This window comes from Vibrio sp. SCSIO 43135, from assembly GCF_023716665.1.
Classification (GTDB): domain Bacteria; phylum Pseudomonadota; class Gammaproteobacteria; order Enterobacterales; family Vibrionaceae; genus Vibrio; species Vibrio paucivorans.
This window is the reverse complement of the sequence record NZ_CP071860.1, coordinates 862,040-873,765: the sequence shown is the minus strand read 5'-3', so window position 1 is coordinate 873,765 and position 11,726 is coordinate 862,040. Positions and strand designations below refer to the sequence as shown.

Genomic DNA, 11,726 nt, shown 5'->3' with positions numbered 1-11,726 from the left:
ACAACGTAAATACTGTGTATAGGTTAACCAAATTTATAGGTGGGAAAGCGAGCAAATATCGCCACTGTGATCATTTACACACAGTATGTCGAACAGTTTGTGCCGTAAGTCACAGAGTATTGATATATAATTAAAATGTTGGCTTGATTCTAAGCCTTTCAATCGGCATGATTTACAGTAATTTCCACTTAAGGCGTAAAACATTTCATGAAAAAGATTTCAATTGTTGGCTTGTCTGCTCTTTTAGCTGCGTGTTCATCTGGTACATACACTACTGATGTCACCTCGGAAAGCTATCGCGAAGACTACAAAGTCGCTGAAGTAGAGCAGCCAGTAGTCACTAAGGAAGGTACAGCAACAGGCGTTACAGAAAGTAATGTCGAGTCTAAAGTGGTGAAGATGTCACCAGAGACAGCTGAGAAAGAAGTGGTGAAAATGAAGCCGCAAACCAAGCCTGCTGTCGCAATCACACCACCAACGGCTAAACAAGTTGCAATGAACCCACGCTACGGTTTCACGATTCAAGTCGTTGCTTTGGGATCTCAAGCAAAAGTTGACCAATTTGCACGTAAGCTGCCAATGGATGAACAGCAACCGATCTGGGAAAACTACAAAGTAGTGAATGGAACGAAGTGGTACACAGTGCTTTACGGCGACTACGCTACGCGTAAAGAAGCACAGAAAGCAGTGAAGTCACTTTCAGAAGAGTTCCAATCACTGAAACCATTTGTTAAGAGTATCGACTCAATTAAAAACTCTGAGTTCCCAACGCTTAACAAACTGAACTAATTCAAATTTAAAAGGGGCTTTTGCCCCTTTTTCGTGTCTAAAATTCACCCAAACAAACACCACAGCGTGAGTATTGACTCTTTACGAGTGTAACTTCTCAGTAGATTGATTATGATATCTGCCATGATTCTAACGTTGTGTCATGGAAAGAACCTTAATGACTAAAACTACCATTCTTCTTCTTTGTGGCGGTGGCTCAGCCGAGCATGAAGTGTCACTTGTTTCTGCTAACTACTTGCAAGACCAATTAGGTCAAACTGAAGACTTCAATGTCATCCGCGTTGAAATGAAGCAAGAGGGTTGGTACGACTGTCATGGTCGCTTAGTTTACCTAGATACAAACACCGCCTCCTTAAACAGCGAAAATAGCTCAACCTCTATTGATTTCGTCGTACCTTGTATTCACGGATATCCTGGTGAAACAGGAGACATTCAATCAATGCTTGAGCTTGCCGGAATTCCTTACTTAGGGTGTGGCCCAGAAGCAAGTACCAATAGTTTCAATAAGATCACATCTAAGCTTTGGTATGACGCGTTAGGTATCCCGAACACACCATACCTGTTCCTATCTCAAAACGACGAAGAATCGTATCAACGCAGTGAACAAGCTTTTGATAAGTGGGGCTCTTTATTTGTGAAAGCTGCACGTCAAGGCTCTTCTGTCGGTTGTTACAAGGTAACAGATAAGGCGCAATTAAAAGAATCTATCGATGCTGCTTTCACCTATTCCGACCAGGTTTTGGTTGAAAAAGCGGTGAAACCGCGTGAATTGGAAGTGGCTGCCTATGAGCAAGATGGCAAGCTATATATCAGCAAACCTGGTGAAGTTATTGCGCCAAGCGATGCATTCTATTCTTATGAAGAAAAGTACAGTGCCGATAGCCATTCAACTACCGTTATTGAAGCCACTGATCTGACAGAAGCCCAACGTGATGTTATCGCTCACAGCGCAGAAACTGTTTTCACGCAAATGCGCCTGAGACATTTATCTCGAATCGACTTCTTTTTAACGGAAGAAGGGGAGATCTACCTGAACGAAGTAAATACATTCCCAGGTATGACTCCAATATCTATGTTCCCTAAAATGGTTGAAAACGCCGGACTGCCGTTCTCACAGTTTTTAGCAAATTGCGTAAAAACGTCGTTAAAGAATTAATCCCAATTCTTGATTGATTTAAATTTTACCATTTCAGACTCAGAGCTTTCGACATTACCGAGATACTGGTAGGGCATAGCAATACTTTGCCAGCGTCCAAAGCTCTGAATATCTTTCACTCTAACACCTTGCTTTGCTAACTCTCTAGCTGCTCCGACACGCGTCGATTGGCCAGAAAACGACAAATCACCACCGATCAAATCCCCCGCATGTCGGACTATTCGATATATTGATGAATCATCCAATTGGTTTTTACCAATATTCCCGTGACGATCAATCCCTCTGAACACATACTGTGAATCGTTTTGGCTCATATTAATCCACTTAGCGACCGCAACAGTGCCTTCAAGGCTTAGTGCATATTTGTGTTCATTTAAAACAACCAGGTATTTGTTATCCATCAGCTCTAACTGAGTTCGGGAAAGTGACTTCAACTCACGACGTTTGAGTGCGCATTCAAACATAACGTAATAAATAGCAAGATCGCGTACATCCTTCGCTGAGGGAGAGCTGGACAGTTTTTCATTAAGGATGTTTAAATGGGACGCAGTAAACTCGGCTGCTTGTTTTGCATCTCCTTTTTTGGCTAGTCTAAGTTTTGTTACGGAATTACGTAGTAAGGCATTGTTAGTGGGATCAGGAAGTGACAGCAGTCGGTGCACAACACCAATAGTCACCAGATAGCGCCTAATCGTCGAGTACTTACGGGTGCGAGCTTCTTTCTCTATAAACTGGCGAATTGCCGCGATAGACGAAGGTAGGGGACGAACGTTTCGAGTTTGGCAGAATTCAACGAATAGATTCCAGTCTTTAGTCATTGCTAACAATGTGTTGCGAGAATATTCGGAGTGCGTTAATTCATCGAATTTCTCTAATGTCACCAACTGGCAAAACTCCCCAAGCAATTGTTTCAAAACTGTTTGATCGGTGGTTATAGGTATATTTTTTCGCATCCTGACGCACTATAACGTTGTTTTTCAACACAATATACTTGATAACATCGCAGATACAATTATTATTTAAGTAACTATATCAATAAGAAATGTTATCAATATGGCTGTCGCGACTTATAGAGGCTTTAACCTCCAATCTGCTGGAAGTACCACCGATGTGTGGCAAGTTAAGATCAAAAACCATGTTTTATCTGGTAGCATGGCTGCTGTTAAAAAGAGTATTGATTGGTTTTGCGATACAGCAACAATCATCGACCCTAAGGAGTTTTCATCGGTAGGTAGAAAGCGAGAAGAGTCTGGTTCTCCTGCTGCGGAAAATTTTGGTGGCTACGCACTTAAAAACGATACTGGCGAGCCTAACGCGTGGTATTGTTTTTTCAACGGCCGTCTAATCAAAGGATCGAAGATCGCCATTCAGAAACATATAGAAGCCTATCTGCTCGCTAAGCAGAAAGCTGATCAACAAAAGAAGTAATTTAACTATGAGTCTCGTTTATTCCACTGAAGTGGGTCGAATTAAGCCAGAAGAAGAAAAAGTAGAGCGCCCAAAAGGCGATGGTATAGTGCGTGTTCAGCGTCAAACGAAAGGCCGTAAAGGCAAAGGAGTTTGCATCGTTACCGGTTTAGACCTTGATGATGCACCATTAAAACTGCTAGCTGCGGAACTTAAAAAGGTCTGTGGCTGTGGTGGCTCTGTGAAAGACGGTAATATTGAGATCCAAGGTGATGCTCGAGATAAAATAAAAGCACACCTCGAAAAGAAAGGTCATACAGTAAAACTTGCTGGTGGCTAACTCGAACAACATTGGAAAGCCCGCTTTATAGCGGGCTTTTTAGTAAAAACAAACTCTTAACTCGTTAAGGTTTTCTCTCGGCCTTTAGTTGTAAGAACACCGACGTGATAATGGCTAGAAGGCAATATAGTCGTTTCATCAAACAAAATAATCAGTTAGAGAATCGAAGATTAACTAACTGATTATTAGGTATTTTATGGTAAATCACTATTATGTTTAATATTGTAGATTTAAAGGTGTAGGGAATAGGAATAGCGACATTATTAGTTCTTACTTAATGTCATTTAACATAAGATAGATAATGCGCACTATCTAGTTATCAAAGTCCAATTGGCGCGGCTGCAAACAAATCACTCTGCTTCTCTTGTTCTTCATAGTTTCCGCAAGTAATGAGTCGTGTATGACCGCCGAACGTGGCACTAAACAAACAATCACTTAACACCTCGAATTCGTAACCAATGTTTATCAAATCATGATGTGTGAACGTGAACATCTTGAAGTCTTTCTCATAGACATCAATATAATAGTTCTTAAACGTTAGCTTCCTGATTGGTTTCTTATTCTCATCAAAAGCAGCCTGCAAAGCCTCACCGGATACGTAAAGTTTAAAACCCGATAAAGGATCTTTTTTACGACTCTTTTTAGCTTCCGTTTTAGTTTCTTCTTTGGGTTCATCTTCGGTTTGAACATTGATTGGTTCCTCTAGGGACGCTTCTGGCTCAGATGCAAAAAAGCCAAATAAGCCACCATTTAAGTAAACAATTACAGCACCACCACATAGAAAAATGGCTGATAACCATACCGTCCAGTGCTTCCAAATCGGTTTGATATCTTTTGCCGCAGCTTCGACAACATCCTTTGAACTTTGGGTGTGACTCTTATAGAACGGGAATATTTCCTTACGGTATTTACGCTGTTCTTGGTTAACAGTTTCAGTGGTAGCACCTACCCTTACCTTTTTTGTGTAAGTCTTGTCAGAGCCTAGCGCGGTGTTTTTAGCGCAGTAGTAAGTCAACTCAATCATGTCCTTAATGTCACGGTGAATCTTGCGTAAGTTCTGAGTAAGCAAAATGATATCGATACCGTAATGACCATGAAGCGAATAGAACTCCAGTATTTTGGAATCTAGCTGCCTATTGGGGAGCACCATATGCGCTTCATCGACGATATACAAAGGCCCTACACCATCGTCATTTCTCCATTCATCCTGATAGTGTTCATGCTTGGAAAACGGCCTATCCAACTTGCCGTAGTGGTTAAGTTCACCATCAACCATGACGATTAGGTCACGAACGGATTCACCATAGACCTTGACGAAGAAGTCAATATTAAGAGCCAGATTAGTAATTACCTTGCGACCTTTCTTGATTGCCGGAATCACATGGTAAGCCACAGCTTCATAACTTTTGCCCGACCGAGGGCGACCGACTATTGCGTATATCATGAGCCTAACCTCGTAAACGGTACGAGTTGAAGCATGAGCCTAATACCAATTGAGGAAACAATCATACCCAAAGCTTGAGGCACTCCGACCTGACCAAGTACCCAAGCGGATTCGGGTGGGAAGCCTGTCATGTATTGACCAATATCAATGGGTTCAAACAGTTCAATAGCCGTCAATACGATAGCATCGACAACACTCATAATGAGATCAAAAAGGAAGTAAACAATGTCTTTTGCTATCTCGACCAGTGAGTGAAACAGCGTGTAAATGGTATCTATCAGGTCTTGAATTATGTCTCTTAGCCAATCCATTTCTTACCCTCCAAAGATGATTCTGCGGCAAAGCATTGCAGCAGTGAACAAGATACAAACGCGTATAAAGCTGAATATGTAATCAAGATTTACGTAGTCATCGAAGCTATATGTACCAAAGCCAAAACCCGACATATCCAAAGAAAAAGACGGGCGAGATGCGCCAGACAAATCAATGTCTACAAAAGCTGAAAGCATCCCGTTATAGATAGCGTCCTTGGTAGAGGTAAGGCGGGTCACCATCTCAGTCTTGAGCGAATTGGTTGTGTGTTCAGAGGTGTAAGGTTCGTTACATGGGTCTCCAGAACATCCGTTATACTCAACGCCTTGAATGGCATCTAATATTTGTTCACCAGAGGTATTGCCCTCACCTTCACCAGAACCTTGAAGCGCTTGAAGTGCTGCTAGTAATTCATTCTGTTTAGCCATCGCCGCGTTGTGATAAAACTCATCGTATTCGCCAAGTTCTCTAATGGCGTTAACCGTGTCTTGAGTAGCTGTTGTCTGCAAGGCTTTAAGTTCTTCCCATATCTCAAGTTGCTTATTTGTACCCGCTACGATTTGGTCAAGTTGCTTCTGGTTGAACTCGTTGGAGTTCTTGAGTTCATCGATGACTTGTTTAAAGTTCTGGTTATTGTCTTCATTAAGGCCAGCTAGAAGCGCATTGATTTGCTTGTTGAGTAGCAACACTTGTTCTTGCTGGTCGTTTTCCAATGTAGGTTCGCTCACACCCTCTACACTAATCGCTTCGGTATCACTTCCTTGAATTGGTGAAGACTCGACACCCTCTAGTGGTTTGGTCGGGTCAGTCATGGCGTATTCTTCTTCGGCATATGTACCACCGGAGCAACTGAATTTATCTGATGCGTCGTAGCCACACTTGGCCGCAGTGTCGAACGGTTGGCCATCGTCAGGAACGCCATCACCGTTAGTATCTTCTGGACACAAATATTGTCCGTTGTATTCTTCGCAACCACTAGGTACTTGGTCAGGCATGTTACCGCCTCCCGTTCCCTCGCCCGTACAAGTTGAACCCGTAATGACTACCGTTCCCCCACATCCGCCAGTTGCAAGAGAACATACAGAACCGGTTACTTTGAGTGCGCATCCACTGGAACAAAAAGTAGGACTGGAGCCAAATTTGAAGTAATCCCATGTGTGTTGATTTTCATTGCCAGCGAGTGATTCGCATTGGTTCTGACATTCATTGTCAACAAGTACTGTTCCCTCAGGACAGCTAGACCATGTGTATTTGAACAGCATTAAGCGGTTTTGAGAGGGAGTATCAACGGCTACATACCCGTTACTGGTGTAAGCTTTGGTCGCTGCACCTTTATTAGACCAAGTGCCAGAAATACTGCGTTTCTCAACCGTACAACCAACAAAGTAATTTATATGAACCACCATACCAACGGAGCCGCATGAACTTCGATAGGTTGAATTTTTTTCAGTCAGTTGAACAACAGCGAAAACACTTTGTGATATGAGAGATAAAATGAGAAGAGCGAATATCCTTTTCACGTGCTTTACTCCTATAAAAAAAGGGACTCGAAAGCCCCTTGTCTGTGATTAGATTCGCATGTTAGCTGCACATATACTTGCTGAAAGACCACCTAAAAGTGTGAATATGAGCAGCTGCAAATCATATAGAGCTAGAAGCAAAACTTACGCTAAACCAACAGCGCGTTTAGCAAGACGGATGGATTTAAATGCGACAGCAATACCAACAGCTGTAACACCAACACCCAACACACTTGTTGCAATGCCAGACAAATCTACTTCAGCCCATAGAGATGTCAGATCAAGTGCAGCATGAGAAGCTGAAGATGTTCCAAGAGCCACAGCGGCAACTAGATACTTTTTCATAATGAATTTCCTTATATCAATTTTACAGCTTTGAGTACGGCCTTAATCGGAAAGGAAATAATCCAACCGAAAAAGACCAATGCAAAACCGAATGAATAAAACTCGACAACCTCTGCCCCTGTTATTGATGTATGAGACGTAAGGTAGTTGTATTCATCGGCACTTAGTACGACCAATTGCGAGCACGTTTCAATCGACTCCATAGAGAGATAGAGAAAGCCGTCTTGGTCAGTAGCCACGCAACTAGTCATAATCCGTTTCCTTACTTAAGAGAGTTCATAAACGGCGCAATGGCCTGCTTAAGAGGAATGATTGTTTGCTGATAACCCTTTTTAAGCTCAGCGCCGCCAAAGTTGTTGATTTGGTATGAAGAACCGTCGAGCGTATAAAGCCCAGCTTCCAAACGGTCATTTTCAGAATCATGGCTCAAGCGTGATTCGATGATAGAGCGGCCACCCATGCGGAAAAGTACCGTTTGGTCGTAAACGGTTCGTGCAGGGTTATCACCACGAGCGGGAATGATTCGAGTTGTTACCTTTACATCTTCTGGCGCGACTTCAATTACTAGCATTTGTTTATCTCCTAAGCGATTGCCCTGAATGGCAAAATATTTGATTGAGCTACCACTGGCAGTTGATACCAGTCAGGCACTCTTAGCGGTTTAACTTCAATTACCTCTGAACGTTTCAGAGTTGGACACATACGGCTCACATCGAACTGTTGGCCGATATCAATACCGATTTGTTTTAGGCGAGCTTTGTGCTCATAGAATTGTCTTTGACTTAGAACATCACGCAAATCTGCACCGTGTTGCCACATGGCGAAATAGCTCATGGTGGTATTAGCTTGTCGTAAAGTATTTACTGCACCTGCATTTAGTAGCTGATGCGCAATTGACTGATGTTCGTCATGGTTAACTTGTAATGTGTTCATGGCGTTCTCGATGTCGTTTAAGTGTTTGTAAAAGTCCTGTTCTGTTACCAAGCCATACAGATGCAGATTGTGACGTTTTAATAATGTTTGTCTTAAGCTGTGTTCTTCTCGAACTACGCCCTGCTTTTCGCAGTAGTCTATTAATTTTTCTATGTAATCCAGTTGCTCAGGTGAAACACCGTCTTTCTTGCGTTTGTCTTTCTTTAAGTGCTCTTTCAGCTCGAACGCTTTACAATAAAGCTTGGTCATGATCCAAGTCGATGCTTCGCCCCAGTTACATGTCATGCCATTTGGATAGAGCTTTGGCTTTCGAGCTCGACCAATTTGCATTGAAGACATTCCACGGATAAAAGAAGCCTCTTTGCCCTGCCCGATTTCATGATTTTGAGTGAAGTCTATTGATGTAATTTCTGCACCATCACCGACTAGAGAAGAACTTTTTCCATCAGGTGTTTGGCGATGAAATAAGCGTGTGTTTTTAGTCAGTGGTGGTAAGTCATACTTTGCTAAAACATGGTTATAGACTTCTATGCACTCATCCAAAGTCTGTAACCCAAAAAGGTTATCCATTCTTTGCCAGCGTGAGGGATTTCCCTCAACTCGAACGCGAGTACCGTTACAACGAATGGTTAACTTTGTGCTAAATGAACCCTCTAAACGCTTTTGATTTACGCTAGGTGGTAGCTTCTCGCCTGTTTCCATGTCCAGACGCTCAATAACATGAGTACCAACCAAAGGAAGATTCCCTTCGGGGTGATCTTGTTGAACGAATAGTTGGTCAATGAAAAACATACGAAATTCTGTCAATACTAATTTTTCTTATATGGAAGCATAAGAAAAATATACTTTCAAGCTAACTGTATAAAAAAACATGAGTTACTATATAAGCAATCTTATAAAACGGCGTATGCATCACAATGTGTAACGAAATATTAAAAGAGCTAAGGCTAAAGAAAAATTTAACTCAAAAACAGGTTGCTCAGATTATGGGGGTAAGCAATATCACCTACATGAAATATGAGAACGGAGAAACTGAGCCAAAATTTAGCCAGATGATGAAAGCACTGATAGAGCTAGGCGGAGGTATAAAAGACATATTTGGTAACCTGGAAACATCACTAGACGATTCACTGGCTTACAACATGAAAAGAGTTGAAATCCTAAATGATCATGAAAAGGAATGTTTAAACCAAATAGTAGAAGCTGTGCTAATAAAGCATCAGATTGAAAGTGTACAAAGGAAGTAATTAGTGCGGAATTCCGCAGTTAGTTGGGGTGTAACAGAAACCCCAACTTTCTTTTTTAACAACCGAATAACAATTATCCTATTTTTTAAAGTGGTTCCTCCCCGACGAAACGGGGCCCCTCCACTTTAAAAACAGGCTTTATATATTGAATGGTAAAATGGGTTCCAGTAGGAAAACGCCCCTTTGATGTTGAAAGGCTCTGCGAGGGATTGTTCTGGCAAGAAGCAAGGGTGTTTTGTGGGATATTCAAAGGGAGCTGGTTTTCGGGCGTTTGGATGAGTCATACCCAAGAACGGTAACAAGCGCCCTTTTCCCTACGGGATTATAGAGAGGAGAACTATGGAAGCATACATGCTAATTCCCTTTGTTTTCATTATTGGGGTCATGCTATTAGGTTTCAGGGACTGGGCAAAAAGAAATTGGAAGATCGTTCTACTAGTTATTTCTTTGGCTTTGCTAACCCACGTAATGACAGCCCGTATAACAATAGTAATTGCTGTTGCGTTTAGCGTTGCGACAACAACAAAATACTATACAAATAAAAAATCAGGAGATAAGGAAGATATTTTTGAAGTTGTACTCTTTGGAGTGCTAGCTACGAGCGCCGCACTTATCATTGTTTTCTCAACAATTGGTATTCTTGAGACGTAACGATTGGGTAAATTATCCAAGTGGCGCATTATCCAGTTTATGTGTAAATGCGCCCTTTCAGGACGGCGGCCAGTGCTGACGCTACTGTACTGACCGCTAAACATTCAACATAAACACAACAGATAATGCGCACTATCTAGTTATCAAAGTCCAATTGGCGCGGCTGCAAACAAATCACTCTGCTTCTCTTGTTCTTCATAGTTTCCGCAAGTAATGAGTCGTGTATGACCGCCGAACGTGGCACTAAACAAACAATCACTTAACACCTCGAATTCGTAACCAATGTTTATCAAATCATGATGTGTGAACGTGAACATCTTGAAGTCTTTCTCATAGACATCAATATAATAGTTCTTAAACGTTAGCTTCCTGATTGGTTTCTTATTCTCATCAAAAGCAGCCTGCAAAGCCTCACCGGATACGTAAAGTTTAAAACCCGATAAAGGATCTTTTTTACGACTCTTTTTAGCTTCCGTTTTAGTTTCTTCTTTGGGTTCATCTTCGGTTTGAACATTGATTGGTTCCTCTAGGGACGCTTCTGGCTCAGATGCAAAAAAGCCAAATAAGCCACCATTTAAGTAAACAATTACAGCACCACCACATAGAAAAATGGCTGATAACCATACCGTCCAGTGCTTCCAAATCGGTTTGATATCTTTTGCCGCAGCTTCGACAACATCCTTTGAACTTTGGGTGTGACTCTTATAGAACGGGAATATTTCCTTACGGTATTTACGCTGTTCTTGGTTAACAGTTTCAGTGGTAGCACCTACCCTTACCTTTTTTGTGTAAGTCTTGTCAGAGCCTAGCGCGGTGTTTTTAGCGCAGTAGTAAGTCAACTCAATCATGTCCTTAATGTCACGGTGAATCTTGCGTAAGTTCTGAGTAAGCAAAATGATATCGATACCGTAATGACCATGAAGCGAATAGAACTCCAGTATTTTGGAATCTAGCTGCCTATTGGGGAGCACCATATGCGCTTCATCGACGATATACAAAGGCCCTACACCATCGTCATTTCTCCATTCATCCTGATAGTGTTCATGCTTGGAAAACGGCCTATCCAACTTGCCGTAGTGGTTAAGTTCACCATCAACCATGACGATTAGGTCACGAACGGATTCACCATAGACCTTGACGAAGAAGTCAATATTAAGAGCCAGATTAGTAATTACCTTGCGACCTTTCTTGATTGCCGGAATCACATGGTAAGCCACAGCTTCATAACTTTTGCCCGACCGAGGGCGACCGACTATTGCGTATATCATGAGCCTAACCTCGTAAACGGTACGAGTTGAAGCATGAGCCTAATACCAATTGAGGAAACAATCATACCCAAAGCTTGAGGCACTCCGACCTGACCAAGTACCCAAGCGGATTCGGGTGGGAAGCCTGTCATGTATTGACCAATATCAATGGGTTCAAACAGTTCAATAGCCGTCAATACGATAGCATCGACAACACTCATAATGAGATCAAAAAGGAAGTAAACAATGTCTTTTGCTATCTCGACCAGTGAGTGAAACAGCGTGTAAATGGTATCTATCAGGTCTTGAATTATGTCTCTTAGCCAATCCATTTC

The 11,726-nt window shown here is 42.0% G+C and carries 16 protein-coding genes; 6 read left to right on the top strand and 10 right to left on the bottom strand.

Annotated features, from left to right (window positions below; all coding sequences use genetic code 11):
* The first annotated feature begins 207 nt into the window (after positions 1 to 207).
* Both J4N42_RS18280 and J4N42_RS18275 read left to right on the top strand, forming a co-directional pair.
* On the top strand, positions 208 to 789 hold the full coding sequence (locus J4N42_RS18280; protein WP_252034082.1) for an SPOR domain-containing protein: 582 nt from the start codon (positions 208 to 210) through the stop codon (positions 787 to 789).
* Positions 790 to 946: 157 nt separating this feature from the next.
* Entirely contained in the window at positions 947 to 1,945 is a 999-nt protein-coding gene (locus J4N42_RS18275; protein ID WP_252034081.1) for a D-alanine--D-alanine ligase, read from the top strand.
* Here J4N42_RS18275 and J4N42_RS18270 read toward each other — a convergent pair.
* Positions 1,942 to 2,898 carry a tyrosine-type recombinase/integrase gene (locus tag J4N42_RS18270; RefSeq protein WP_252034080.1) on the bottom strand — a complete coding sequence of 319 codons (957 nt, stop codon included), beginning with the start codon at positions 2,896 to 2,898 and terminating at the stop codon, positions 1,942 to 1,944. The two genes, J4N42_RS18275 and J4N42_RS18270, sit on opposite strands and share 4 nt — an antisense overlap.
* Before the next feature lie 100 nt (positions 2,899 to 2,998).
* Between J4N42_RS18270 and J4N42_RS18265 the strand changes: the two genes are divergently transcribed.
* Together J4N42_RS18265 and yciH are read left to right on the top strand one after the other, a co-directional pair.
* Positions 2,999 to 3,373 (top strand): DUF3319 domain-containing protein, encoded by a 375-nt coding sequence (locus J4N42_RS18265; RefSeq protein ID WP_252034079.1) that lies wholly within the window; start codon positions 2,999 to 3,001, stop codon positions 3,371 to 3,373.
* A 7-nt stretch (positions 3,374 to 3,380) separates the two neighbouring features.
* A complete protein-coding gene (gene yciH, locus J4N42_RS18260; RefSeq protein ID WP_252034078.1) occupies positions 3,381 to 3,692 on the top strand; it encodes a stress response translation initiation inhibitor YciH in 312 nt (103 codons plus the stop codon).
* Positions 3,693 to 4,011: 319 nt separating this feature from the next.
* Here the strand turns inward: yciH and J4N42_RS18255 are convergent, their stop codons facing one another.
* The 7 genes from J4N42_RS18255 to J4N42_RS18225 form a co-directional block, all read right to left on the bottom strand.
* Positions 4,012 to 5,136 (bottom strand): zonular occludens toxin domain-containing protein, encoded by a 1,125-nt coding sequence (locus J4N42_RS18255; RefSeq protein ID WP_252034074.1) that lies wholly within the window; start codon positions 5,134 to 5,136, stop codon positions 4,012 to 4,014.
* Positions 5,133 to 5,447 carry a DUF2523 family protein gene (locus J4N42_RS18250; protein ID WP_252034073.1) on the bottom strand — a complete coding sequence of 105 codons (315 nt, stop codon included), beginning with the start codon at positions 5,445 to 5,447 and terminating at the stop codon, positions 5,133 to 5,135. Before J4N42_RS18250 ends, J4N42_RS18255 begins: the two co-directional genes overlap by 4 nt.
* Before the next feature lie 3 nt (positions 5,448 to 5,450).
* The gene (locus J4N42_RS18245; RefSeq protein WP_252034071.1) at positions 5,451 to 6,968 is read right to left on the bottom strand and encodes a hypothetical protein; all 1,518 of its coding nucleotides are present in this window, start codon (positions 6,966 to 6,968) and stop codon (positions 5,451 to 5,453) included.
* Between the two features lie 144 nt (positions 6,969 to 7,112).
* Positions 7,113 to 7,313, bottom strand: a complete 201-nt coding sequence (locus J4N42_RS18240; protein ID WP_252034070.1) for a phage coat protein — start codon at positions 7,311 to 7,313, stop codon at positions 7,113 to 7,115.
* 11 nt (positions 7,314 to 7,324) lie between these two features.
* Positions 7,325 to 7,564, bottom strand: a complete 240-nt coding sequence (locus tag J4N42_RS18235; protein WP_252034069.1) for a hypothetical protein — start codon at positions 7,562 to 7,564, stop codon at positions 7,325 to 7,327.
* An 11-nt stretch (positions 7,565 to 7,575) separates the two neighbouring features.
* On the bottom strand, positions 7,576 to 7,884 hold the full coding sequence (locus J4N42_RS18230; RefSeq protein WP_252034068.1) for a single-stranded DNA-binding protein: 309 nt from the start codon (positions 7,882 to 7,884) through the stop codon (positions 7,576 to 7,578).
* Positions 7,885 to 7,895: 11 nt separating this feature from the next.
* On the bottom strand, positions 7,896 to 9,038 hold the full coding sequence (locus J4N42_RS18225) for a phage/plasmid replication protein, II/X family (protein WP_252034067.1): 1,143 nt from the start codon (positions 9,036 to 9,038) through the stop codon (positions 7,896 to 7,898).
* A 125-nt stretch (positions 9,039 to 9,163) separates the two neighbouring features.
* On the opposite strand from J4N42_RS18225, the gene J4N42_RS18220 reads away from it, so the two are divergent.
* Together J4N42_RS18220 and J4N42_RS18215 are read left to right on the top strand one after the other, a co-directional pair.
* Positions 9,164 to 9,493: a helix-turn-helix domain-containing protein gene (locus J4N42_RS18220; protein ID WP_252034066.1), complete on the top strand. Its 330-nt coding sequence runs from the start codon at positions 9,164 to 9,166 to the stop codon at positions 9,491 to 9,493.
* A gap of 339 nt (positions 9,494 to 9,832) precedes the next feature.
* Positions 9,833 to 10,144, top strand: coding sequence for a hypothetical protein (locus tag J4N42_RS18215; protein ID WP_252034075.1), 312 nt, complete (start codon positions 9,833 to 9,835; stop codon positions 10,142 to 10,144).
* Between the two features lie 143 nt (positions 10,145 to 10,287).
* On the opposite strand, the gene J4N42_RS18210 is transcribed toward J4N42_RS18215, so the two are convergent.
* Both J4N42_RS18210 and J4N42_RS18205 read right to left on the bottom strand, forming a co-directional pair.
* Positions 10,288 to 11,412, bottom strand: a complete 1,125-nt coding sequence (locus J4N42_RS18210; RefSeq protein WP_252034074.1) for a zonular occludens toxin domain-containing protein — start codon at positions 11,410 to 11,412, stop codon at positions 10,288 to 10,290.
* The gene (locus J4N42_RS18205; RefSeq protein WP_252034073.1) at positions 11,409 to 11,723 is read right to left on the bottom strand and encodes a DUF2523 family protein; all 315 of its coding nucleotides are present in this window, start codon (positions 11,721 to 11,723) and stop codon (positions 11,409 to 11,411) included. The genes J4N42_RS18210 and J4N42_RS18205 overlap by 4 nt, the downstream gene beginning before the upstream one ends.
* Positions 11,724 to 11,726 lie beyond the last annotated feature (3 nt).